Source organism: Paenibacillus rubinfantis (genome assembly GCF_001486505.1).
Lineage (GTDB): Bacteria > Bacillota > Bacilli > Paenibacillales > Paenibacillaceae > Fontibacillus > Fontibacillus rubinfantis.
Map to the genome: position 1 here is coordinate 194,416 of NZ_LN909062.1, position 24,035 is coordinate 218,450.

Consider the following 24,035-nt stretch of genomic DNA (forward strand, 5'->3'; position numbering starts at 1 on the left):
TGTCCAAACAAGGGTTATCCTTCGGTGATGCAAACCACCTAAGGATAACCCCTTATTATTACTTACATTCAAAATCAGTTCGACTGTTCCAGCATCTTCAGCAAAACGGTGATAGCCTCAGCCCTTGTCGCTTGATTGCTAGACAGGAATCGGTTGTCAGCGGAACCGTTAATAATGCCAATCTTATTAATCGCCGCTATAGCTCCACTAGCCCATGTTGGAATATCCGCATCATCTGCGAAGCTTGTTGCAGATGCCGTTTCGATCGGCAGCTTAAGTGCTTTAGCGACCATCACTGCCATCTCGGCGCGCGTGACAAAAGCGTCGGGACGGAAAGTACCGTCCTCATAGCCTGTAATAACGCCTGCATGTACGGCTTGAGCTACCGACTCCTGCGCCCAATCGCCGATCGTGGCCTTATCGGTAAAGTTCAGCGCTGCTGCTTCACCCTGCGGTTTCAAGGCCTTCATCAGCATGACGGCAAATTCCGCACGGCTCACGGCTTTTCCCGGTTTAAAGGTCCCGTCGTCGTATCCGCGAACAAGGTTTGCCCTCACCGCTTGCTTAATGGACGCCTCCGCCCAGTGTCCGGAGATATCGCTGAATTTAGTTTCCAAGACCGGCTCATCTTCCGGAGAGACAACTTCTTTCTCAATAGCGAAGACGGCAAACTTCGTAAAATGATTTACTTCTACAGTGATTTTATTACCGCTTATGCTGCCCCCGACTTCGACCCATACCTGATCCTGCTCGTCAAAATAAAAGACAGACGGCTTTTGATTGTTCGTTAAGCGTTTTGAATCAAATGCAAAGGTTAGCTTGACCGGCTTCTCGAAGTTTCCGGAGGAGTTTTTCAAAATCTCGTAAATCGGGCTCACCAGAACATCTTTATCATTCAAAAGCTCTTGGGTGTCCAGCAACTTCTTAATCGTTACCTTCAAGTCCTTATCAGCGGCATTCGCCGGGATCTCGATAAGAATCGTCGCTCCCAAGCTGACTTCACCCGGTTTACCGGCAGGAAGGGAGATTTCACCATTCTCGGAGATCACTTTACCCTCCCCTGCTGGTACTGGCGCGGGATCGCCACTACCACCACTGCCACCACTACCACCAGTGCCACCACTGCCACCACCACTGTCGCTTCCAGAGCTTACGGTCCACTGCGCGTACAGCGTCATGTTTGCTGCTCCCATCTTGAACGTTGCGCCCGCCGCATAACTCGTTCCACTTCCATTGGCCGCCGTGTTCCAACCGGTAAAGGTGTGGCCCGCTTTCACTAGGCTTCCCGTGTTTCCAAGCACCGTCACTGTGGCATTCTGCTCATACGCACCACTTTCCGTCGGCACAGTTCCTCCCGTGCTTCCGTTGCCATTATAGGTGACGGTGTAGGTCGGATTCGTCGTCCACTGCGCGTACAGTGTCACGTTCGCTGCTCCCATCTTGAACGTTGCACCCGGTGCATAGCTCGTTCCGCTTCCATTGGCCGCCGTGTTCCAGCCCGTGAACGTGTGGCCGGATTTCACTAGGCTTCCCGTGTTTCCAAGCACCGTCACTGTGGCATTCTGCTCATACGCACCACTTTCTGTCGGCACTGTTCCTCCCGTGCTTCCGTTGCCGTTATAGGTGACGGTGTAAGTCGAGTCGGATGCCCACTGCGCATACAGTGTCACGTTCGCTGCTCCCATCTTGAACGTTGCACCCGGTGCATAGCTCGTTCCGCTTCCATTGGCCGCCGTGTTCCAGCCCGTGAACGTATGGCCTGCTTTTACCAGGTTTCCTTCGTTCTCAGGCACGGTTACCACTATTCCTTCCGGGTAAGAAGCCTCGGCCGGTACGACTCCCCCCGTGCTTCCATTACCATTGTAGGTAACGGTAAACCAAGGATTAGCTTGCAGAATGGTTCCAGCGTCCCCCACCGCTATAACGGTACCACTGCCGTGAGCGACACCATAAAGTGCAGTCACTGTACCTGATTCCATACTATTCCAGATTATTCCATCCTTAGATTCAACCACCAGTCCTTTGCTTCCTACCGCCACATACGAGCCGTTTCCGTAACTAACACTATTAAAATTATCAAGACCGTTCTTGCGGCGGACCGTCCAGTAATCCCCATCCGTCGAGGTTAATATCGTCCCAGTTCCACCTACAGCTACATACAAACCACGACCGTAGGTAACGCTCGCCAAGTAAGCCTCTGTGTCCGTTGAACGCCTCGACCAAGTTACCCCATCCGGGGAGATCAGAATCATGCCATCGTCTCCCACGGCAACAAACATGACGTCTCCATCATAAATCACTCCGTTGAGATCAACGCTCGTCCCCGAAGTTCGGCCCACCCAGCTACTTCCGTCGGTCGAAGTGAAGATCCTACCGGAATTTCCCACCGCGACGAACATGCCATTGCCCCAGGTAACGCTGTTCAGATCCTCTGAATCTCCAACCGTCTGGGCTGTCCAGTTAGCCCCTTGGTTTAAGGAAGTTAGAACGGCTCCGCCGGAACCCACCGCCACGAACATGCCTCTGTTGCCGGTGGTGAAGCCATTGAATTGAGGATAGAACGGACTCCAAGTCGCGACTGTCCAAGCTACCCCGTCTGAGGAGGTTAGGATTCCAAAAGCACCCACGGCCACAAATTTGAAGTTATCTTCCATGACGCTTTTTAGATCATAGCTCCAGCCAGAATTGCGGGGCGACCAATCCGTAGCAAGCGCCCACTGTGCATAGAGCGTCATATCCGACGATCTCATTCGAAACGTAGCGCCTGCTGCATAGCTCGTTCCGGTTCCGTTAGCGACAGTGTTCCAGCCCGTGAACCTGTAGCCCGCCTTTGCCAAGGCTCCTGTGTTCCCCATAACCGTAACAACGGCGTTCTTCAAGTACTTTTGATCGTCCGCAGGTACGGCCCCTGCCTCGCTTCCGTTGCCGTCATAAGTGACGATAAATGTCGGGATCGTTGACCACTGTGCATACAGCGTCACGTCGGCTCCTTCTACTGTGAAGGTCGCGCCTGCCGCGTAGCTCATTCCGCTTCCGTCGGCTTTTGTATTCCACCCAGTGAATTCCTGGCCCTCTCTCGCCAAATCCCCCGTATTCCCTGCTACCGTTACCGTTGCGCCTTGCTCAAATGCATTTGCCGCCGGTACGGTTCCACCCGTACTGCCGTTGCCGTTATACGTTACTGTGTAAGTAAAGTCGGTAGTCCACCGCGCGTACAAAGTGACATCAGCGGCTCCCATGATAAACGGCAAACCTGCCGCATAGCTTGTTCCGCTTCCATCCGCTTCCGTATTCCAGCCAACGAACGTGTGACCCGCTTTCACCAAGCTTCCCGTATTTCCAAGTATCGTCACCGCGGCACCGACCGAGTAAGAAGCACCTTCCACAGGAACGGCTCCTCCCGTACTGCCGTTACCGTTATACGTGACGGTATACGTTGGGTTGGAAATTTGCAATATCGTACCGCCATCCCCTACCACCACGATGGAATCGTCGCCGTAAGCGACGCCATTAAGCGATTGGGTCGTGCCTGATATTTGGCCCTTCCAGCTTGATCCATCATTAGAGGCGAGTATCGCACCATCTCTTCCTGCCGCTACATACGAGCCGTTCCCATAACTGATGCCGTTCAGTTGAACGGAAGTCGTCGACGGCTGGCCAGCCCAATCCGCTCCATTCGAAGAGGTTACGATCGTCCCGAGTCCTCCCACCGCTGCATACAGACCATTGCCTAACGTAGCTCCCGCCAAAAGGTTATCCGTCTCCGACATCTGACTCGACCAATCCGCCCCATTCCCGGAGGTCAATACCGAACCTTGAAGTCCCACCGCCACAAACATGCCGTTGCCATTGTAAGTAACGCCATAAAGATCTTGATCAGTACCCGACGTACGGATCATCCAGTTGTCCCCGTCGCCCGAGGTCATGATTTTTCCTCCGTCTCCCACCGCCACATACATGCCTTTGCCATAAGCGATGCCTCGTAGAGCCTGAGAACCGCCAACCGAATGATCCGTCCAACTCGCTGCATCGCCGGAAGTTAAGATCGTCCCGCCATTTCCCAACGCTACATACTTGTCGCCGCCGTACGTGACATCGTTCAATTGAACCGAGGTGCTCGATGCCTGATTCGTCCAAACCAATCCGTCCGCCGATGTCAAGATCACTCCGCTATCCCCCACGGCAACATACTTGCCGTTCCCGTAAGTGACGTTTTTCAGATCATTCGACGTGCCAGACGTTCGGGTCGTCCAATCCGGAATGGGCGCCCACTGTGCATACAATTGTACATCCGCATCTCCCATATTAAACGTAGCGCCCGATGCATAGCTTATCCCGCTGCCGTCAGCCTTCGTGTTCCAGCCCGTGAACAGGTAGCCCGGCTTTACCAGGCTTCCGGAGTTCCCCGCTACCGTCACGACAGCGTTCTTCTCGTAAACTTGACTATCCGTTGGTACTGTCCCGCCAATGCTGCCGTTATCGTTATACGAGACGGTGTAGGTAGAAATCAAGAACCACTGTGCGTACAGCGTTACGTTCGCTCCGTCCAAGCTGAAGGTTGCGCCCGCCGCGTAGCTCGTTCCGCTTCCGTCGGCCATCGTGTTCCAGCCCGTGAACAGGTGGCCCGCTTTCACCAAATTCCCCCTATTTTCCAATACCTCTACCCATGCAGTAGGCTCAAACGCATGATCGATCTGCGGAGGGGTCCCTCCCGTGCTGCCATTCCCGTCGTAAGTGACCGTGTAAGCAGGTCCGGACGTCCATTTGGCATACAACGTCATAGGTTCCGCTCCCATGGTTAACCTCATGCCGGCTGTATAATTCGCCCCGCTTCCATCAGCCTCCGTGTTCCAACCAACGAACGTATAACCTGCTTTCGCCAGATTCCCCGCATTCCCGGGTAACGTGACCAGCGCTCCCTCCGAGTAAGTCTCTACGGAAGACGGCGCGGTTCCCTCCGTGCTGCCGTTGCTGTTATACGTTAGCGCATAGGTCGGGTTATCTATTTGTACAACCGTTCCGCCCCCGCCTACCGCCACAATGGCGTTATTGCCGTAGGCGACGCTAGTGAGCTCATTCGACGTACCTGATGGCTGACTCGACCAGCTTGATCCGTCATTAGACGCCAGCAGAGATCCTTGTCTAGTTACTGTCGCATAGGAACCGTTGCCGTAGCTGACACCAAAGAAGTCATTGTCTTCGTCCAACGTTAGATTCTTCCAATTTACACTGTCATCGGAGGTCAAGATCGTCCCGAATTCGCCTACCGCTATATACGTGCCGTTACCGAAGGTAACGCCCATCAAATACACTCCGGTGCTCGACGTGCGGCTGATCCAATTCACTCCGTCCGTGGATGTTAAGATGATGCCGGATTGTCCTACCGCCACGAACATGCCGCCGCCATAAGTAACACCATAGAGAGTATTCGGAGTGCCCGACGTTTGGCCCGCCCAGCTGTTTCCGTCGCTCGAAGTGAAGATCTTACCGCTATACCCCACTGCGACATACATGCCATTGCCGTAGGCAACGCCATTCAGAACCTCTGAATTTCCAACCGTACGGAATGTCCAGCTATCCGCATCTGTGGAAGTTATAATGGCTCCTCCGAAGCCCACCGCCACATAATTGCCGCCGCCGTAGGTAATGCCATTGAATTGATAGCTCAGATCCCCCGTCTTGTCTGTCCAAGCTGACCCGTCTGAGGAGGTCAGGATCGTCCCTCCAACCCCCGCTGCAACGAATTGGCCGTTCCCATAAGTGATGCCCTTAAGATCGCTTGTTGTGCCCGACGTACGGGGCGTCCAGCTCGCTCCGCTGCTGGCTGAGGCAACAGCAGGAATCATTTCCGCTATCATGAGTAGTACCATTAATAAAGCCACATAACGCTTGATCATTGTTTCTTTCACACGCCTTTCCAAAGATTCAAATCAGGAATTTCAATAAAAACATACGCCTCTACTATAAATCCATACCGTACAAAAAAACCCTCCCCGAACGGGGAGGATTTGGTTAAAACAGGAGAAGCGAATATCAAAGTATCATTAATTGCTTGGCACGTTGCAGCACTTGTACGCGATTATGGGCATCGAGCTTTCTGTAAATATTCTTGATATGGAACTTAACCGTTTCGATCGTGATATTGAGCTGATCCGCCACTTCCTTATTCTTCAATCCGTCCGACATCAGCCGTAAAATCTTAGTTTCCTGCTCGGTAAGAGCTTCATAGACCTTCGGTTCTTCTTCCGGAGAGTTGTTCTGAATCTGCAGCAAACGACGGACATAAGCCAAGGATGCCGGTGGAATTCTGCCGCCGTATTCATGTAATCTCATGTAGGAGGATAACAACTCGGCCATAACAGGGCCTTCGTCAATAAAGCTGCGGACGTAGCCGCCAGGCTCCGCTAACTGCAAGGCGACTCCCAACTTATCTAGCGCCTCCGTCTTCCGGCCCGCAAGCTGGTACACTACGCTTTGCACAATCAACACCTTGATCCGATCCCGCAACCGGTTATGCACGCCTAATAAATAATAGATTCTATTTAAAAGCTCAAGAGCCGCCTCTACATTTCCGCTAACGCCAAGCACTCTTGCCAGAGTCAGTTGCTCCGCTAGAAGCGGTAGCGATACCTCATCCTCAGGGGAGAGTCCGCATCTGGCCATCCAATCTAAAGCCTCTTGAAGCAAGCCTTGGCGCAGGCAAAGCTGCGCTTGCTCCGCTTCGATTTTGCGGACAATCACATCGTAATCGGGAGAATCAACGCTTAGCTTCAACAGAACCAGTACTTCGGCTGCTTGCTCCGGACGGCCCATGGCCTGCAGCAACCACGAGTAAGTGAAGTTCAATTGAACCCATATCCGCATGATGGACTTCAGATCCTTCCGCTTCATCGCCTGGTTGAGGTAAACCTCCGCCTCATCCAGACGGTTCCACTCGTACAGCAGTAGACAATAGCTCTCATACTGGTACCCAACGAAAGGGTAATTTTCCTTATGCCCCCATGCCTTAATCCATTTCACTAAAAATTGCTCTACCACATTTAGATCGTTATTTAACGAGAGAAGATCTTGGAACAGATCGTGACCTTGATACCGGTTGCCTCCCCATGTCTGGTAGCCGCTGCCTTCCGGCAGGTATTCATTTAATTGTTCAAAATAATACGAGGTTCTCGGCAAATCCTGCTGGAGATAAGCGGTAATTCCGCAGAAATAGGACAGATCGCCCATCACCCTTTTCCAATCGGCCTCACTCCATTGATCCCGCATCGCCGCATAACGGATTCCGGCTCTCTCCGCTCGCTGGTAAGCTTTACTCCAATCGCCTTCAATAACCAGAACGGTGATATAAAAGATCTCGATCGACGGCTTCTCCGCATAAGATTCCTCCGGCAAAGACGACAACCATCTCACCAATACGGAGCTCTTCTTTTGCTTTCTGAGCACAAGCAGGTTGCTCTCTATCATCCTGACCGCATCCGCTGCCAGTCCGCCAGAAATATAATGCTCTACCGCATCTTCATAGAGCCCCTCGCTTTCGAACCATTTCGCAGCCCGGATATGAGCCTGCACCCAGCGGTCCGGGCCCTGTTTGGAGCCGATCTGATGCAGAAAATCGGATAAAAGGTGGTGGTATCGATACCAGTTCCGGCCGTCATCTAATGGAACAATAAATAAATTCAGGCGTTCGAGACGTTCCAATTGTTCTTGGCTATTCTTCTGACCTGTTACGGCGGTACACAAAGCTGCGTTCATCTGGCTCAGAATGGAGGTATCCAACAAGAACTCTTTCACTGACGCGGGTTGATGCCCGAATACCTCTTCCAGTAAATAATCTGATATATGATTTTGTTTGCCTGAGAATTGACGGATGGATTCGGCAATGTTGCCGCTGCGCTTCAGGTTGATTGCCGCCAACTGCAGTCCGCTCACCCAACCCTCGGTATGACGGAGCAGCTCCGCCGCTTGATCTCTGGTAAGGGATAACCCGCACGAATCCCTAAGAAAAACGATGCCCTCATCCAATTCAAATCGCAAATCGCGCATATCCAAATGCAGAAATTCACCTTTAGCCAGAAGTCTGGCCGTCGGTATAGCTAAATCCGTACGACTTGCGATATAGAAATGAATGTTGGAAGGTAAATGCTCCAGCAGATGCTCGAGTGAATGATGGATAGCGGCAAGCTCTATGTAATGGAAATCATCTAAAACAATGACAAGTTCACCGGTTACCGAACCCAGTTCATTCAACAACACCGGAATGGCAGACTCATAAGCGGCAGGCGATTCTTGTTCATGGAGATACTTCAACGATTCGCCGAAGCTTGGGATTCCCTGTTGAATAGAAGTCATGACATAGCTCCAGAACTGGATCCAATCGTTATCCAACTTCCCTAGGGAGACCCATGCCACCCTTGCGCTGCTTTGCTTCGCCCATTCGCTTAAAGCCGTCGTTTTGCCGTAGCCTGCCTGCGCGGAAACAAGCGTAAGCTTCACTTCCAACCCCTCGTTCAGCTTGCGCATCAGATTCGGTCTCGTCACTAAGGTTCTTCGTATATGAGGAACATGCAGCTTCACGTTCATGCCCAATAACCTTTCCTACTCATAGTCGAATTCCATTTTATTCTACCGTTATTTTGAATTCATTTCCCCTAACTTCTGATTTACATCAACTAAGGATCTTTAAATTGATTCTATTCTTCTTCGTCCTGATTATTGATTTCCTATGATCCCTGCAATTCCCACTCGGAGATTTCCGATAACGTTGCCGTATTCACGACGTCCCACCACTTTTAGCCACGAAGTGCGACCGCGATGCGGTTGTGCAGTGTAGGGTTGTCGGGCGGACCAAGGGGCGCGATAGCGACCCGCAGCGTAAGCTTGCGTTCGAAGCGTCCTATTGAATTGATCCGAGTTTAATTTGATTAGAAGTTTATAAAAACGTTTATGAAGAGTTTCTAGGAGCACAATAGAAGTTTCAATGTCAGTCTCAAAATAATCATGAAGATCTCCCCAAAGGTCTTCTCTATATGACGTTGCGGTTGGTGTATCTTCGGTTAATGCTCTCTTAAATCTCAGATATGCATTCATATCATTATCAGCCATATGGTGAATGATTTGTTGTATTGACCAGCCATTCATTCGATACGGCGTTCGAAGTTGAATCAAGTTTAAAGTATGAACGGTTCTTGTATTCTCGAAACGCCCCAGCCATAGATAGCTCCTATCTTAGGCTGGGGCGTTTGTTGGATGAGCCTCTTCCATGATTATACATCTGACAACCAAGGGGCGATAGCCCCGATGCGTGAACGGTGTTATGCGTAGTACCACTTATTCGAACTGACATTCTAATTTCATTTATGCTTTAAGACTTCTAATGCCTTTTTATATTTATTTAGCCTTTTATAATCTTCATCTGTAGGGTTTTCTATTCTTGATAAGTTCATGTTCTCTTCTATATCTGCTATCTTGACCACTTTCGAAATACTATTCCCTCTAGTCTTTATTATAAATTCCTCGTAACTATCTTTTTCTGATCTTGTTAGCAATTGAATTGCCTCAATAATATCCTCAGAAAATCCATACTCCCTTAATTGATCAATTGTTACTTCTGTGTCTTCCACAACGTCATGCAATACTGCAACAATTTTTTCATCCATACGTGCTACTCTGTTCATTACTGCAAGTGGATGAAGAATGTACGGGGCCCCACCCTTATCTACTTGGCCTTTATGTGCATTTAAAGCAATTGATATTGCTATTTCAATATTCAATGTTATTTATCTCCTTTTAGGTTCTTGGGTATTTCGTATAACGGTTCCGTGTTCACGACGCCCCACCACCTTAAGTGACCAAAGGGGACCGCCGCAATGCGGTTGGGTGAATGGAGGTGTCCCGGCAAACACTTCTTCGACTTTACCCCCTGGATCGAGGCGGCTTATCCGCCGATGTGTGCACACATGGTTAGCATAAGTTTCTAACATCTCGAATAATCAACCCTAAATAATTCTCTTCAGAATTCCATTACTCTCGTTTTAGTTATGTAATCATGAACTCCCTTATCACCCTTGTTTGCAAATAATACTAAAATATATAAGATCATCAATATATTAGGGATGTATATTAAATATTGATTCCTTGGCTCTTCGATACTCCACCATGGTGTTGGAACCAATATAATTACATGCGTTAATTCCCAAGGCAATAGCCTTATAAATGTTCTTATTAGTGCTTGATAAATATTGATTCTTGCCCCCTCTTTATTCATCACTACTAACTTTAGCAATCGTTTTCCAATAGTTTGCTGTATATACAACTCACAACATATAAAGTACATCCATACCGGCAATGACATAGATAACAGGACCCACAACTCAACTTCATGTCCTTTATCCAGCAGATCAAAAGGAAATCCTGAAGTTGTTTTGTATAACAACCATTGTAAACCAACAAGAATCAATGCTAGCAAAACAAAATCAAGCCAGTACGCTATGAGCCTCTTTAGGGATAACTTCATCTTATCTCCTTAATGTTTCTTGGTTTTATTATGTTGTAATTTCTGCTAACGTTATGGCATTCACGAACCCGAGAGGCTTAAGGTCCGCCAGGACTGGGTGGCTCCACCACTTAGCCTCGCAGGGTTGTCTGCTGAATCAGCCTCCTCAAATGCTTCCCACGGACCAAGGTTGGCGATAGCCAGCCGATGCGTGAATGCTGTGCTATAGGATGTTACGGCCTCTTTGATATCTCATTCAATTTACTTCATACAGGGTTTAATACATGTTTTTATACATTTCATTTTCTTGGTTTTCAGTCAATTCAGTATATGTTATGATCGTTATAAGAAAACCGAGTGCGTCAACACTCGGCTATACAATTGGCTTGGATGGTTTATTCCCCTCTGAGTCATTTAGGTTCAAAACCCACCTCCGGCCGTCAACCTTGGGGTGGGTTTTACTTTCTCTTGTTGTTGGAATTAATGTATGTTAAGAGGGCAAGGATAAACGTTCCGAATAGGAACATGATTGTCAATACATCTTTAACCTCCATGGCTTCACCTCCTTTCGAAGGGAGTCCATGCCCACCCAAGATTCAATTGTACTTCCTTATTCTACCACATATACCCATTCATTAACAGAATGTTTGTTCGTGTTTATGTTTGTATACAGTTTACCGGAATTTCCTATAACGTTTTGTATTCACGAACCCTCACTGGCTTAAGGGGCGCCAGCCCCGGGTCCGATGGACTTAGCCAGTGCAGGGTTGTCTGCTGATTCCGCTTCTCCGAAAACACTCCTTGCGGACCGAGGGGCAACTGCCCCGATGCGTGAATGCGGTGTTATATGCAGTTACTCGCATCTTCGAATTAACCCCCGCACCCAATTGTGTTATGATAATGCATATCCCGGATTTCCTTTGGGTACCTTCGTATTGAAAGGAGCTGTCAACATGGCTGTTTCTAAGAAAGAACTTGCAGATTTAGTACAACAGTTATCCGACAAAGACATTCCGCTAGTTGCTGATTTCTTAAAACGTCTCCTAAGTAACCCACTAGATGCCCATATTCCTTATGATGATGAAGAACTTACTGAAGACGACTTAAAGGCTATTGATAAGGCAGAATTAGAATTTAAGTCGGGGCAAACAATCAGCCTAAAGGATATTGAGCATGAATTACTAAATTGAGTTAAGTACTGATTCAGAGAAGTATCTTCGTAAACTAGACAAACCAACCAGAGTTAGAATTCTGAACCACTTAAAAATACTCACAGAAAACCCCAGACATCCTGAGCTTGATATTAAAAAGATGCAAGGTAGATCTAACCTTTACCGCTTGAGGATAGGATCTTATCGAATCTTATACACAATTAAACAATATCTTGGTTATATTTGTAGTTACGATAGGACCAAGAGGCGATGTGTACAAATAACCCTTACTTAGATCTCTGATCTACTAATGGGTTGTTTTTTCTTTCGAGTAATTGCATATAACGTCCTTGTATTCACGAAACGCCCCAGCCTTAGATAGCTCTTATCTTAGGCTGGGGCGTTTGTTGGCTGAGCTTCTTCCATGATTATACATCTGACAACCGAGGGGCGATAGCCCCGAAGCGTGAATACGGTGTTATGGGATGTTGCTGCCATCCTCGAATATACTTACAATGCACCTGTTTTATTCGCTACTAATAACTATGTTATAATGAATAATAAATTTTTCATATAGGGGTTGAATTTAATGGCTGTTTCAAAAGATGATTTGAATAAATTAATTCAACAATTACCCGATGAAGCCCTTCCTATTGCCGCTGACTTCTTGGAGAAATTAGCAACTAATCCTCACTACAGAAATATTCCCTGGGACGATGAGCCGACTACAAAAGAAGACCTAGAGGAGATTGCTAAAGCAAAACAATCGATCGCTCGTAGTGAAGGAATTAAACTCAAGGATGTAATTGATGAACTACTCAATTGAGTTCTATAAAGAAGCCCTTAAATACTTACAAAGACTAGATAAGCCTTCTCGAATTCGAATTGTACAACACCTAGAGATCCTCTCAGAAAACCCATTTCATCCTGAACTTGATATCAAGAGAATGAGAGGTACATCTGAGAATATAGGTTACGCGTTGGTTCGTTTAGGATTATTTACACGATCGAGGATAAACAATTAATCATACATGTCTTGAAAATAGGTTCTCGCGGAGATGTATATAAATAATCATTTAGTTCTTACCCACCCATGCTCGGTGGGTTTTTATATACCCTATTTCTTGCAGCAATTTCACATAATGTTCTTGTATTCACGAACCCTCACCGGCTTAAGCTCCGAAGGAGCGGCTGCGCTTGCGCAGTTAGCCGGTGCAGGGTTGTCCGCTGAATCAGCTTCCTTGAAAAGACTCCTCGCGGACCAAGGGGGCTTGTCCCCCGATGCGTGAATGCTGTGTTATGTGAAGGAACCGACTTCATCGAATATACTTACAAACTATTTTTTCATCTTTGCGAGTTTTGTAATTGATATATCTAAGTATTTTTTAAACACTTCAAGATTGTTAGAAAACTCATCTATATAACTTGAAAAGTCCTTGAATTCTGTTGTACTGACTTGTTCACCACTGGATATGTATTGTTCCAATTTTTTAATTAACAGATGCTGAATTTCTTTTATTAAGAGGAAATTCTCATAAATTTCTTCAGGGATATATTCGTCTTTAAGTAAACTCATTTGGTTGTAATTTTTAATCAACTCACCAATTATCGATTTCAACCACTCCCTATCTGTAGATAGCGCTTCCCAAATATGTGATTTCGCCATAGGATTAAAAGAACCAATACCTAATCCATACAAAACCCGTCCACTCTTAACAAAGTTCTCTAAATCCTTTAGTTCTTGCTTCTTTCTTTCGTTATTTATCTGGGCCTTCATTATATATATAGCAATTAATCCAGCGAGAAGTGCACCTAAAAAAGCCCCAAAAAGTCCAGTAATAGATTGAAGGATAGCATCATTACTAAATTTATATCCGAAAAAATCTATCGAAATCATCATTTGATTATGCCCCTTGTGTTTGTTATTATTTTTGGTTCTTTCACATAACGTTGTTGTATTCACGACGTCCCACCACCTTAAGCCCGAAGGGCGGCCGCGATGCGGTTAGGTGGTGCGGATGTGTCCCGGCAATCACTTCCCCGACTTATCTTCCGGGACCGAGGCGGCTTGTCCGCCGATGCGTGAACACATTGTTAGACGAAGGTTCGGACATCATTGAATCACCCCAAAAGATTGCTTGTTTATGTCCTTATGTTAAAATTGAATTATGATGAATGTCTGGGAGGTTAGACAATGAAGTGGTCAGAGATAAGGGAGCAATATCCTACTCGTTGGGTTCTCGTTGAAGCGATTTCAGCTACTTCCAGGGAAAGCAAAAGAGATATTGAAGAAATGTCTGTGCTTGCTGATTTCGAAGAAACTAAACAAGCTTGGCAGTCTTATAAGAAACATCATCTTTCTGAGCCTTCAAGAGAATTATACATCTTTTTTACTGGAAATGAATTCCTTGAGGTTATCGAACAACCATTCATTGGTATCAGAGGTCTGCAATGAAAATCAACTTGATAAACGGGTTGCCTGTTACTGATATTGAACTCATTTATAATTCTCATTCTATGTTATTAGAAAATGTCTTGTTGGACACTGGATGTGCAACGACAATTTTTGATACCGATCTGGTTGAGAATATTGGACTTGTAATAGATCCACTAAGAGGTAAATCAGTCAGAATGTTTGGAATCGGTGGGCAAAGTGAATTATGCTTTCAACAGCCGATTAATAGAATTGAGATTGATAGATTCCTTGTAGAGAATTTTACCTTACAGTTAGGAATGACAAGTGAACCATATGGTTTCAGCGGAATACTTGGTGTAGACTTCTTTATTGCGGCAAATCTTAATATCGATTTCAACATGATGGAAGTTAGGGCAACCTAACTTCTATTAATTTGAGGTTCCCGAACTTTCGTCTAACGTTTCCGTGTTCACCACGTCCCAACATCTTAAGCGAACGTTAGTGAGCGGCCGCGATGCGGTTAGGTGGTGCGGATGTGTCCCAGCAATCGCTTCTTCGACTTATCTCCCGGGACCGAGGGGGGCTTGTCCCCCGATGCGTGAACACATTGTTATATGATGGGGATGCCTTCTCTGAATGTACTTTCAAATATTTCTTATTGTTTTGTATTTTTCTTAAATTCTTCTTTTATTTGATCTACTGGATCCCAAATAGACCAAGCTGCTTCTAAGTAATTCCCTTGGTTATCTCTGAAATAAAAGTACTTTGCCTCTCCAGCTCCGAGAGTCTCTATGTCTTCAACTGCGATCCCATTCCCTTTTAAGTAGCTATGAGCAAATTCAATATCTGGGCAATTGATAGCCATGATTGGAAAAGGTTTCCCATTCCGAGATATTTCCAATCTCTCGTTATCCTCAGTTTCTATGAGTAGTAATGCAATTGAATTCATATGTGGATGATGTAACACAGCCAAAAATGAGCCTCGATCCTGAAACTTATTCATCAGTTTGAAATTCAAGTTACGGGTATACCAATCTATAGATTCGTCAACGTTTGAAGTTGGTACATAAACATAACCAATACGTGTAAACGCGAACTCTTTGCTCACTTACAAACACTCCTTTATTGGTTGGTTGGTTGGTTTATTGGTTTTAACTATGCCTTGCATTCCTTTCATATAACGTTCTCAGTGTTCACGAACCTGAAAGGCTTAAGGCTACGTAGGTGCCGGGTGGCTTCGCAAATAAGCCTTGCAGAATCAGGCTCGAAGCGTGAACGGTGTTATGTGAAGTTGTTGACTTCTATGTTTAAACCATAGTACGACTTATAAGAACATCCCAGAAGAAGGATCCCTAAATGGATTTTCTATTAGAATACTTAAAATAGTTTGAATTACTACACTTATTAATATAGTAAAAATAATAGCTTTTTTTAGAGTTTTATATTCTTTACTTTCTATCAGCCCTTCACAGTAAATTAGAAGTATATTAAGAATGATTGTTGAGTTAAGTAGCATCATAAACCCGCAAACCATTAGATGCCCTAATCCTGTTAAAAATCCCTTATTATAAAAACCAGAAAATATAACAAAGAACAATAATACTATAATTATGGGCAAAATTAATGAACCAAGAATACCGAAAACTAGAAATATTGTTTTCATGTCTCTCTATGTTCTCCTAATTCATTTATATTCTTATCAATAATTTCACATAACGTGATTGTGTTCACGACGCCCCATCACCTTAAGTACTGTAAGGGAACGGCCACAATGCGGTTGGGTGGTGCAGATGCGCTCCGGCGTCTACCTCTTCGATTATCTTCCGGGACCAAGACAGCTTGTCTGCGATACGTGAACGCATTACTATATGAAGGATAGATCTTCATTTAATCAACCCGCAATATCATCTGGAGCCCAGATAGCAATCCCATCTCCTGGACAACAAACGACTTCCCAGATTTCTTCTTTATTCGAATTGCCCCAAACTCCAACCTGCCAACTCTCATACTTATCATTGTGACCACTGATAAATAACACTTCACCGGTTTCAAAAGTAATAAATAAATGAGGGACTGTATCAGTTAATCTGATGTCAGTAATTTTCTTTAATCTCAATTCACAAACCTTTTTAGTACTCTCTTTCCAATCGAGATTCGGTAATTCATGTTCTAATGGTATTTGCAAGGGGAAAGACTTAAATATTTCGAACTTACTCTCTAGATTTATATAAATCTGCCCATCAATTCTTTTAAAGTTTGATTCTGCCCCTGATAAAATCAACTTTAAGCCGTAAAAATTTAGCCCCTCAATGACTGCACCCATACAAAGGTATTTTAATGTCTTCTCAGCAGTTTCCTTCAAATGATTCTCCATAGAACTTCCCACTTTCATTAAATCTGTCTATCTTTCATCTAACGTCCTATTATTCACGAATCGCCCCAGCCCTAGATAGCTCCTTTCTTAGGCCGCGTCGTTTGTGCTCTGAGCTTGTTCCGTGATTTATTTTGATGTGAGTTGCAATTCCTCTTTATTCTCATTCCATTCAACTGTTACATGGACGATAGAATCTTTAGGTGGAAGGGCACCATTCCCCCCAGATTTTGAAGTGATCACACCATCTACTGATAATTTCGGTTGTTCTCCACTACCACCAACACTGACACCTTTATATGTATATTTAATTCCAGCTATATCTTTTAGATTTTTTCCTTTGTACTTAATTTTTAATATCGTATTATGATACTCACCATTTGGATTTTCTATTGTATAGGTTGATGACCAGTTTTTACTCTCACCTTTAAAAACTATAGAGGAATTGTTTGAACAACTACATAGAGTTAGGATCATGGAAATGAATATCATCATTTTTTTCATTTAAACTCCCCTCTCACACTGATCTAATTGATAGGGTCTCCCATGTACCCTATATCACTTTCAAAATCTTCGGGATACAGCGTTTCATCCATAAAGTACTTCGCTTGAAATGGGGGGGAACAATAACTCATGATGAACGGAATATTGCAGTTCTTTCCACATGGTATCGTTCATAATAGAAGTTAGATTTCTGTCTGAAATCACATTTAATACTCGGATCTTATTCTTACCAAGGGACAACTGCTTTCACCCGTATCATTCGAAGTTAAAATCTACCCGATTTCACTTCCTTAATTATACCTCAATTACTTGATTCTGTAATTTAATACAGGAGTAAGATAACATAGAGCACTCGCCTAGAAAAAAAGACAGCCCCTCCCAGGGCTGTCTTCCATTCTTACGGACAAACAATCGCGTAAATCTATCCAACTCGGTTACTGCGTAAACCAAGTTTTAAACATATGCTTGGTAGTTGCTTTGTTCATTTCGGCGATGGAGGTGGTCAGCGGGATGCCTTTCGGGCAGGCGCGGACGCAGTTCTGCGAGTTGCCGCAGCCTTCGATGCCGCCTTCTTCCATCAGCGCTTCCAGACGCTCATCGGCGTTCATTTCACCGGTCGGATGCGCGTTGAACAGGCGCACTTGGGAGATGGCTGCCGGACCCATAAAGTCCGTCTTCTCATTGACGTTCGGGCAAGCCTCCAGGCAGACGCCGCAGGTCATGCACTTGGACAGCTCATACGCCCATTGGCGTTTCTTCTCCGGCATCCGTGGACCTGGTCCGAGATCGTACGTACCGTCGATCGGAATCCATGCCTTCACCTTCTTCAGCGCGTTAAACATCCGACTGCGGTCGATGACCAGGTCGCGTACAACCGGGAACGTCTTCATCGGCTCCACACGAATCGGCTGCTCCAGGTTATCGATCAAGGCCGCGCATGCTTGGCGCGGTTTGCCGTTGATGACCATCGAGCACGCACCGCATACTTCCTCCAGGCAGTTGGACTCCCAGCAAACCGGCGAGGTGTTCTCGCCGCTCTGGTTCACCGGATTGCGCTGGATTTCCATCAAAGCGCTGATCACGTTCATGCCGGGACGATAGTCCAGTTCGAATTCTTCCGTATACGATTTCGAGTTTGGATCATCCTGGCGCGTGATGATGAATTTGACTTTTTTGGCCGTAAATTTCTTGGCCGTTACATCCGTTTCCGCCATTGCCATGGGTATCCCCTCCTATTTGTCCTTCGAGTAGTCGCGAATCCGCGGCGGGATCAAGGATACGTCGACCGGTTCATACGAAATTTGCGGGCCGTCCGGCGTCCACGATGCTTTAGTTGTCTTGAGGAATTCCTCGTCGTTCCGATCCGGGAATTCCGGTTTGTAATGCGCGCCCCGGCTCTCGTTACGCAGCAGTGCACCCAGCGTCATGGCCTCGGCCAGCTCCAGCATGTTCCACAACTGACGGGTAAACGCCGCTCCCGTATTGTTCCAGCGAGACGTATCGTTGATGTTGATGTTCTTATAACGTTGCTTCAATTCCTTGATTTTGCCGATGGTTGCTTCCAATCTATCGTTGTGACGAACAACCGTCATGTTCGCAGTCATCCATTCGCCTAGCTCTTTATGAATGACATAGGCGTTTTCCGTGCCGTTCATGGCCAGAATGCCTTCGTATTTCTCCTCCTGTGCCTTGCGGGAGCTCTCAAACACGCCCGGACCGAGGTCCTCCGTCGATTTCTTCAGGCCGCGGAGATATTCCACCGCTTTGGGCCCGGCCACCATCCCGCCGTAAATGGCCGAAACCAGGGAGTTGGCACCCAGCCGGTTGGCCCCGTGATACTGGTATTCGCATTCGCCCGCGGCAAACAGGCCGGGGATATTGGTCATTTGATTGAAATCGACCCACATGCCGCCCATCGAATAATGGACCGCAGGGAAAATCTTCATCGGAATTTTGCGCGGATCATCACCCATGAATTTCTCATATATCTCGATGATGCCGCCGAGCTTGACGTCAAGCTCTTTCGGATCCTTGTGGGACAAGTCGAGATACACCATGTTCTCGCCGTTAATACCGAGCTTCTGGTCCACACATACGTGGAAAATCTCCCGCGTCGCGATATCCCGCGGCACAAGGTTGCCGTAAGCCGGATATTTCTCCTCCAGGAAGTACCACGGTTTCCCGTCCTTGTACGTCCAGATCCGCCCGCCTTCGCCGCGCGCCGATTCCGACATCAACCGCAGCTTATCGTCGCCCGGAATCGCCGTTGGGTGAATTTGAATAAACTCGCCGTTGGCGTACGTTACGCCTTGCTGATACACGGCGCTGGCCGCCGTCCCCGTGTTGATAACCGAGTTCGTTGTTTTACCAAAAATAATCCCAGGGCCCCCCGACGCCAAAATCACGGCATCCGAAGGGAACGTTGTAATTTCCATCGAGCGCAGGTTCTGCGCCGTAATGCCGCGGCAAACGCCTTCATCATCCAGCACAACGGAGAGGAACTCCCAGTTCTCATACTTCGTGACCAGCCCGGCCGCTTCGTGGCGGCGTACCTGCTCATCCAACGCGTACAGCAGCTGTTGTCCGGTCGTCGCGCCGGCAAATGCCGTGCGGTGATGCTTCGTCCCGCCGAACCGGCGGAAATCCAGCAAACCTTCCGGCGTGCGGTTGAACATAACGCCCATCCGGTCCATCAGGTGAATGATGCCGGGCGCCGCCTCGCACATCGCCTTCACCGGCGGCTGATTAGCCAGGAAGTCCCCGCCGTATACCGTGTCGTCGAAATGTTCCCAAGGGGAGTCGCCTTCCCCTTTTGTATTTACGGCCCCGTTAATGCCGCCTTGCGCGCATACCGAGTGGGAACGTTTCACCGGCACGAGCGAGAAGAGCTGCACCGGCACGCCCGCTTCAGCCGATTTGATCGTAGCCATCAGGCCGGCCAGGCCGCCGCCAACGACGATTAAGCTTTGTTTAGCCATTCTATTTCAACTCCTAAAAGTTTTGTGAGCGTTACATCAACGAGTATTCTACGAACAAAACTTGCCTCGTAAGCATTCGCTTAGTTTTGTGAGCGTTACATCAACGAGTATTCTACGAACAAAACTTGCCTCGTAAGCATTCGCTTAGCCTCTAATCCAAACCTAAGCCAGCCAAGCCTTGGCCGTTACCAGCAAAGCCGTACCTTCCGCCTGGAATTCCGCGCCGCGGAAAGCGATCAGCGACCAGACAAACATGATGGCAACGATGGCGAACAAGCTCATGCAAATATACGAGGACACGCGCTGCGCCCGTGGACCCACCGTGACGCCCCAGCTGACCAGGAACGACCACAACCCGTTCGTGAAGTGGAACGCGGCCGACACAACCCCGATCAAATACAACACGAAGAAGATTGGGTTGCTGACAATGTCATGCATCACGCCGCCTAATTCCTCATGCGTGACATTCCCCAGCGCCACCTGTACGCGGGTCTCCACCACATGCCAAATCACGAACACAAACGCGATTACACCGGTAATCCGCTGCAGCAAATAACGCAGGTTACGTTCGGTTGGGAACCGCCCGTTGTTCGGCTTGGCCTGAAACGCGATATACATTCCATAAACCCCGTGATACAACAACGGCAGCCAAATCCCGAAAATCTCCAAAACCAAGACGAGCGGCAAGCTGTTTAAGAATGCCACGGCCTCTTTAAACCCTTCGCTCCCGCCTTCAACCGCCGAAAAGTTGGTGATCATGTGCTCGAGCAGGAAAAACCCCAGCGGAATGACGCCCAGCAATGAGTGCAGTTTTCTGGAATAAAACCCTTTCATAAGTGCGTGTACCCCTTTCTCCATCCATCGTCCGTTTCAACTTGCGCAAAATCATTCAAAAATCGACTATACGGGGCGCGGTCATTGTATATGATAAATACCACACCACAGTCGGCTGTTCCCCTTTGTGCCTAAAGTAACATGTGAACAACTTGTGTCACTTTTCATGTTACTCCTTTTTATCTTATAATGGAATTGCAATATATTTATTAATCATTATAACGAATTCACATAAGCAAACCTGTCGAATCCTGTCATCCGCCCAGAAAAAGGAGGTCTCCCCATGCTGGAAGAACTGCTGGTGTTCACCACCGTCGTGGAGCAATCGAGTTTGAACAAGGCATCCAAGCTGTTGAACCTGTCCCAGCCCGCCCTTTCGCGAAAAATCGCCAAGTTGGAGGAAGAGTGGGGCGTCTCCCTGTTTCATCGCAAAGGGAAAAGACTAGAGTTGACCCGCGTCGGGCAGGAGGCTTACCAATATGCCCTGGAGCAGCGGCAACGCCATCAGAACTTCCTGCAGGCCGTGTCCCGCTTTAAGGCCGCGGAGCGCCGGATCGTGACGTTGGGCGCCAGTCTGACGACGATCCAAACCACGCTCCCGCCGCTCGTCACCGCGCTGATGGAGAAATTTCCGGATATTGAGCTGAAGCTCGTCACCGGCAAAACCCATGAAATCGTGTCTTACGTCCGGGACAAAAGAGTGGATATCGGCGTCGTCGCCTCCATGGTGAACGAAACCGGCTTGAAATGCCTGCCGCTGTTTAAGGACCACCTTGAGCTGGTCGTACCCAAAGGGCATGAACTGGCCGCAGCCGGCCAGAAACGCCGCCTCGTCATGGACGATCTGAACGGGCGACCGATGATCGTCTTTTCCAAGGGAACCTGGTACCGGCGTCTGATCGACGACCTGTTTGGCCGCTACAGCATTCTGCCCGATATCCGCATGGAAATCGACTCGTTTGAAGCGATTGTGCGCCTGCTTCCGATATGTAAAGCGGCCGCCCTGCTCCCTAAATCCTACCTGCGGATCCCGCTGCTGCGGGATAACGGCCTGCTCACCGTGCCGATCCCCGAGCTGGCGCAGACGCGCCGCGAAACCTGCCTCGTCTATGGCGACAAATCGGAGTTGTCCAGCGAGACGAAGGAATGGATCGCGCAAATCCGCGAAACCCTGGTGAAGGAAATGCCTCTATAATAATAGAAAAAACGCTGCACTCCCCGCTTCAAAGCTCCGGGAAGTGCAGCGTTTTGTTAAGTATCTTTATTGCGTCAGGATCGTCTCAAATTGCTCGATGTTCTTTTTCGCTCCGATAATAACCATGATGTCGCCTTCGTTGAGCTGATCCATCGCAGTTGGAGCCACAAGGACGCCGTTATTGCGGTGGATCGCCACGATGCTGCAGCCGAAGCGCGTTCGCGGGTTAATGTCCCCCAGGCTCTTCTGATTCAGACAAGCTGGGACGTTCATCTCTACGATGCTGTATTCCTTCGACAACTCGATATAATCCAGCAAATTGGGAGTGACCAGCTGATGGGCAACGCGAATCGCCATATCCCGTTCCGGATAGATGACCCGATCCACGCCCAGCTTCTCCAAAGCCCGGCCGTGCAGGAGCGAAATCGCCTTAGCGACCACCGTTTTGAGGCCCAGGTCCTTAAGCAAAATCGCCGCCAGAATGCTCATCTGGATATCGTTGCCGATCGCCACAATCCCGCAATCGAAATTGCGCACCCCCAGCGACTTCAGGACCTCCTCTTCCGTTGCATCGGCTACAACGGTATGGGTCAGCCGGTCGCTTAATTCCTCGACAAGCTCCTCATTCCGGTCGATGCCCAGCACCTCATACCCCAAATCCATGAGCTCCAGGGCCAAGCTGGAGCCAAAACGCCCCAGGCCGATCACTACAAATTGCTGTTTCTTTATCACCGATGATTTCCCCTTATCCTATGATCATTTTACCTTCCGGATGGCGGTACAGCTCTTTGCCTTTCTTCGGACCGATCGCATAAGCGAGCGTTAACGGCCCCAGCCGGCCGGCAAACATCGTAAGGCTGATTACAATTTTCCCAAATGTCGTCAAATCCCCCGTCAGTCCCATCGACAATCCCACTGTGCCAAAAGCGGAGGTCGTTTCAAAGAGGATCGCGAGAAAACTCGCATCCTCCGTGGTGGATAACACCATCGCCACGGCTACAATAAGGAACAGGGCCATCATCGTAATCGTGAGCGCTTTGAAGATCCGTTCCTGGGCGATCCGATAGCGGAACAACACCAAATCCGTACGTCCGCGGACCATCGAAACCACCGCACCAACAAGAATCGTAAATGTTGTCGTTTTGATCCCGCCGCCCGTTGAGCCGGGCGAAGCCCCAACAAACATCAGGAGGATCATAAAGAATTGAGTGGCCTGCCTTAGTGCCCCGGTATCCAGCGTGACCGCTCCACCGGAACGCGGTGTGATCGATTGAAACACTGAAGCCCACAATTTTCCGCTCCAACTAAGCGGTTCTAAAGTCCGGGAATTGGTAAATTCGAAAATAAAAATCACCAGCGCCCCAATCCCAATCAACGCCGCCGTCATCGACAGCACCACTTTAGAATGCAGGGAGAGCCTCCGGTGCTTGCGAAACTCCACGAGATCGGACAATACGATAAAGCCCAATCCGCCGGATACGATCAAAAAGATCGCCACAAGGTTGATCACCGGATCGTTGACGTGCATGGTTAAACTGCGGTACTCCCCAAACAGGTCAAACCCCGCATTATTAAACAGCGACACCGCATGCCAGATCCCATAATACAATGCCCGGCCAAACGGCATATCAAAGGCCCAACGAAGGGTTAGCAGCACCGCCGCGCTGGACTCGATGACGAGGGAGTACTTCAGCACCTTTTGAATCAAACGAACGATCCCTTCCATGGAGCTCTGGTTCATGGCCTCCTGAAGAAGGAGACGGTCCTTCAACGAGATTTTTCTTTTCAAGACCAGTGAAAACAAGGTCGCCATGGTCATGAAACCCAGCCCCCCAATTTGGATGAGCAGAATAATCACGATATGCCCGAAGGTGGTAAAATAAGTTCCGGTATCCACCACAAACAGTCCCGTCACACAGGTGGCCGAAGTTGCTGTGAACAGCGCATCGATAAACGGCATTGGTTCTCCGCTCGTACTGGAGATCGGCAGCATAAGCAGCAGCGCTCCCAACATAATAATAAGGGCAAAACCTAACACTAGGATTTGCGGCGGGGAGAGGCTAAATTTTTTGTCTCGCAACGAACGATCACCTC

The 24,035-nt window shown here is 47.9% G+C and carries 23 protein-coding genes and 1 pseudogene; 7 read left to right on the forward strand and 17 right to left on the reverse strand.

Features of this window, described 5'->3' with window-relative positions; all coding sequences use genetic code 11:
* Positions 1-74 precede the first annotated feature (74 nt).
* From BN3277_RS25700 to comI, 6 genes are all read right to left on the reverse strand, one after another.
* On the reverse strand, positions 75-5,870 hold the full coding sequence (locus tag BN3277_RS25700) for an InlB B-repeat-containing protein (protein WP_187380030.1): 5,796 nt from the start codon (positions 5,868-5,870) through the stop codon (positions 75-77).
* Between the two features lie 163 nt (positions 5,871-6,033).
* Complete coding sequence (locus tag BN3277_RS04305) at positions 6,034-8,538, reverse strand: winged helix-turn-helix domain-containing protein (protein WP_157688683.1); 2,505 nt, start codon at positions 8,536-8,538, stop codon at positions 6,034-6,036.
* A 171-nt stretch (positions 8,539-8,709) separates the two neighbouring features.
* A complete protein-coding gene (locus BN3277_RS26285) occupies positions 8,710-9,207 on the reverse strand; it encodes a DinB family protein (RefSeq protein WP_392396617.1) in 498 nt (165 codons plus the stop codon).
* A 143-nt stretch (positions 9,208-9,350) separates the two neighbouring features.
* Positions 9,351-9,770 (reverse strand): HD domain-containing protein, encoded by a 420-nt coding sequence (locus BN3277_RS04310; RefSeq protein ID WP_198342946.1) that lies wholly within the window; start codon positions 9,768-9,770, stop codon positions 9,351-9,353.
* A 239-nt stretch (positions 9,771-10,009) separates the two neighbouring features.
* Positions 10,010-10,513 carry an RDD family protein gene (locus BN3277_RS04315; protein ID WP_059041062.1) on the reverse strand — a complete coding sequence of 168 codons (504 nt, stop codon included), beginning with the start codon at positions 10,511-10,513 and terminating at the stop codon, positions 10,010-10,012.
* A 437-nt stretch (positions 10,514-10,950) separates the two neighbouring features.
* Positions 10,951-11,046, reverse strand: a complete 96-nt coding sequence (gene comI, locus BN3277_RS25940) for a competence inhibitor ComI (RefSeq protein WP_222860911.1) — start codon at positions 11,044-11,046, stop codon at positions 10,951-10,953.
* A gap of 399 nt (positions 11,047-11,445) precedes the next feature.
* On the opposite strand from comI, the gene BN3277_RS04320 reads away from it, so the two are divergent.
* From BN3277_RS04320 to BN3277_RS25945, 4 genes and pseudogenes are all read left to right on the forward strand, one after another.
* Positions 11,446-11,682, forward strand: a complete 237-nt coding sequence (locus BN3277_RS04320; RefSeq protein WP_059041063.1) for a hypothetical protein — start codon at positions 11,446-11,448, stop codon at positions 11,680-11,682.
* Positions 11,678-11,938 carry a type II toxin-antitoxin system RelE family toxin gene (locus tag BN3277_RS26380; protein ID WP_082691308.1) on the forward strand — a complete coding sequence of 87 codons (261 nt, stop codon included), beginning with the start codon at positions 11,678-11,680 and terminating at the stop codon, positions 11,936-11,938. The genes BN3277_RS04320 and BN3277_RS26380 overlap by 5 nt, the downstream gene beginning before the upstream one ends.
* A gap of 294 nt (positions 11,939-12,232) precedes the next feature.
* Positions 12,233-12,469 (forward strand): hypothetical protein, encoded by a 237-nt coding sequence (locus BN3277_RS04325; RefSeq protein ID WP_059041064.1) that lies wholly within the window; start codon positions 12,233-12,235, stop codon positions 12,467-12,469.
* Positions 12,470-12,619: 150 nt separating this feature from the next.
* Positions 12,620-12,715 (forward strand): annotated as a pseudogene (locus BN3277_RS25945) (type II toxin-antitoxin system RelE family toxin); the annotation flags it as partial.
* A gap of 264 nt (positions 12,716-12,979) precedes the next feature.
* Here the strand turns inward: BN3277_RS25945 and BN3277_RS04330 are convergent.
* Positions 12,980-13,606, reverse strand: coding sequence for a LapA family protein (locus BN3277_RS04330; RefSeq protein ID WP_148500973.1), 627 nt, complete (start codon positions 13,604-13,606; stop codon positions 12,980-12,982).
* 231 nt (positions 13,607-13,837) lie between these two features.
* Between BN3277_RS04330 and BN3277_RS04335 the strand changes: the two genes are divergently transcribed.
* The gene (locus BN3277_RS04335; protein ID WP_059041066.1) at positions 13,838-14,098 is read left to right on the forward strand and encodes a hypothetical protein; all 261 of its coding nucleotides are present in this window, start codon (positions 13,838-13,840) and stop codon (positions 14,096-14,098) included.
* Positions 14,095-14,481 carry a pepsin/retropepsin-like aspartic protease family protein gene (locus BN3277_RS04340; RefSeq protein WP_059041067.1) on the forward strand — a complete coding sequence of 129 codons (387 nt, stop codon included), beginning with the start codon at positions 14,095-14,097 and terminating at the stop codon, positions 14,479-14,481. The genes BN3277_RS04335 and BN3277_RS04340 overlap by 4 nt, the downstream gene beginning before the upstream one ends.
* Before the next feature lie 233 nt (positions 14,482-14,714).
* Here BN3277_RS04340 and BN3277_RS04345 read toward each other — a convergent pair whose 3' ends face one another.
* From BN3277_RS04345 to BN3277_RS04375, 8 genes are all read right to left on the reverse strand, one after another.
* Complete coding sequence (locus BN3277_RS04345) at positions 14,715-15,167, reverse strand: VOC family protein (protein WP_059041068.1); 453 nt, start codon at positions 15,165-15,167, stop codon at positions 14,715-14,717.
* Positions 15,168-15,383: 216 nt separating this feature from the next.
* Positions 15,384-15,722, reverse strand: coding sequence for a hypothetical protein (locus tag BN3277_RS04350; RefSeq protein WP_059041069.1), 339 nt, complete (start codon positions 15,720-15,722; stop codon positions 15,384-15,386).
* Positions 15,723-15,950: 228 nt separating this feature from the next.
* Positions 15,951-16,433 carry a hypothetical protein gene (locus BN3277_RS04355; protein ID WP_059041070.1) on the reverse strand — a complete coding sequence of 161 codons (483 nt, stop codon included), beginning with the start codon at positions 16,431-16,433 and terminating at the stop codon, positions 15,951-15,953.
* 126 nt (positions 16,434-16,559) lie between these two features.
* On the reverse strand, positions 16,560-16,934 hold the full coding sequence (locus tag BN3277_RS04360) for a hypothetical protein (protein ID WP_059041071.1): 375 nt from the start codon (positions 16,932-16,934) through the stop codon (positions 16,560-16,562).
* Between the two features lie 84 nt (positions 16,935-17,018).
* Complete coding sequence (locus BN3277_RS26385) at positions 17,019-17,138, reverse strand: DUF6678 family protein (RefSeq protein WP_392396618.1); 120 nt, start codon at positions 17,136-17,138, stop codon at positions 17,019-17,021.
* A gap of 230 nt (positions 17,139-17,368) precedes the next feature.
* Positions 17,369-18,154: a succinate dehydrogenase iron-sulfur subunit gene (sdhB, locus tag BN3277_RS04365; RefSeq protein WP_187380031.1), complete on the reverse strand. Its 786-nt coding sequence runs from the start codon at positions 18,152-18,154 to the stop codon at positions 17,369-17,371.
* Positions 18,155-18,166: 12 nt separating this feature from the next.
* A complete protein-coding gene (sdhA, locus tag BN3277_RS04370) occupies positions 18,167-19,912 on the reverse strand; it encodes a succinate dehydrogenase flavoprotein subunit (RefSeq protein ID WP_059041072.1) in 1,746 nt (581 codons plus the stop codon).
* Between the two features lie 162 nt (positions 19,913-20,074).
* Entirely contained in the window at positions 20,075-20,746 is a 672-nt protein-coding gene (locus tag BN3277_RS04375; RefSeq protein ID WP_059041073.1) for a succinate dehydrogenase cytochrome b558 subunit, read from the reverse strand.
* Positions 20,747-21,029: 283 nt separating this feature from the next.
* Between BN3277_RS04375 and BN3277_RS04380 the strand changes: the two genes are divergently transcribed.
* A complete protein-coding gene (locus tag BN3277_RS04380) occupies positions 21,030-21,941 on the forward strand; it encodes a LysR family transcriptional regulator (protein WP_059041074.1) in 912 nt (303 codons plus the stop codon).
* A 66-nt stretch (positions 21,942-22,007) separates the two neighbouring features.
* Here the strand turns inward: BN3277_RS04380 and BN3277_RS04385 are convergent, their stop codons facing one another.
* Positions 22,008-22,670 carry a potassium channel family protein gene (locus tag BN3277_RS04385; RefSeq protein WP_059041196.1) on the reverse strand — a complete coding sequence of 221 codons (663 nt, stop codon included), beginning with the start codon at positions 22,668-22,670 and terminating at the stop codon, positions 22,008-22,010.
* Positions 22,671-22,686: 16 nt separating this feature from the next.
* Positions 22,687-24,021 (reverse strand): TrkH family potassium uptake protein, encoded by a 1,335-nt coding sequence (locus BN3277_RS04390; RefSeq protein WP_059041075.1) that lies wholly within the window; start codon positions 24,019-24,021, stop codon positions 22,687-22,689.
* Positions 24,022-24,035 lie beyond the last annotated feature (14 nt).

Excerpts from the sequence above, each read along its gene's own strand:
- BN3277_RS04360 (WP_059041071.1), bottom strand. The coding sequence starts at position 16,934 with ATGAAAAAAATGATGATATTCATTTCCATGATCCTAACTCTATGTAGT.
- BN3277_RS04320 (WP_059041063.1), top strand. The coding sequence starts at position 11,446 with ATGGCTGTTTCTAAGAAAGAACTTGCAGATTTAGTACAACAGTTATCC.
- BN3277_RS04355 (WP_059041070.1), bottom strand. The coding sequence starts at position 16,433 with ATGGAGAATCATTTGAAGGAAACTGCTGAGAAGACATTAAAATACCTT.
- BN3277_RS04340 (WP_059041067.1), top strand. The coding sequence starts at position 14,095 with ATGAAAATCAACTTGATAAACGGGTTGCCTGTTACTGATATTGAACTC.
- BN3277_RS04350 (WP_059041069.1), bottom strand. The coding sequence starts at position 15,722 with ATGAAAACAATATTTCTAGTTTTCGGTATTCTTGGTTCATTAATTTTG.
- BN3277_RS04335 (WP_059041066.1), top strand. The coding sequence starts at position 13,838 with ATGAAGTGGTCAGAGATAAGGGAGCAATATCCTACTCGTTGGGTTCTC.
- BN3277_RS04315 (WP_059041062.1), bottom strand. The coding sequence starts at position 10,513 with ATGAAGTTATCCCTAAAGAGGCTCATAGCGTACTGGCTTGATTTTGTT.
- BN3277_RS04375 (WP_059041073.1), bottom strand. The coding sequence starts at position 20,746 with ATGAAAGGGTTTTATTCCAGAAAACTGCACTCATTGCTGGGCGTCATT.
- BN3277_RS04325 (WP_059041064.1), top strand. The coding sequence starts at position 12,233 with ATGGCTGTTTCAAAAGATGATTTGAATAAATTAATTCAACAATTACCC.
- sdhA (WP_059041072.1), bottom strand. The coding sequence starts at position 19,912 with ATGGCTAAACAAAGCTTAATCGTCGTTGGCGGCGGCCTGGCCGGCCTG.
- BN3277_RS04380 (WP_059041074.1), top strand. The coding sequence starts at position 21,030 with ATGCTGGAAGAACTGCTGGTGTTCACCACCGTCGTGGAGCAATCGAGT.
- BN3277_RS25700 (WP_187380030.1), bottom strand. The coding sequence starts at position 5,870 with ATGGTACTACTCATGATAGCGGAAATGATTCCTGCTGTTGCCTCAGCC.
- sdhB (WP_187380031.1), bottom strand. The coding sequence starts at position 18,154 with ATGGCAATGGCGGAAACGGATGTAACGGCCAAGAAATTTACGGCCAAA.
- comI (WP_222860911.1), bottom strand. The coding sequence starts at position 11,046 with ATGGAGGTTAAAGATGTATTGACAATCATGTTCCTATTCGGAACGTTT.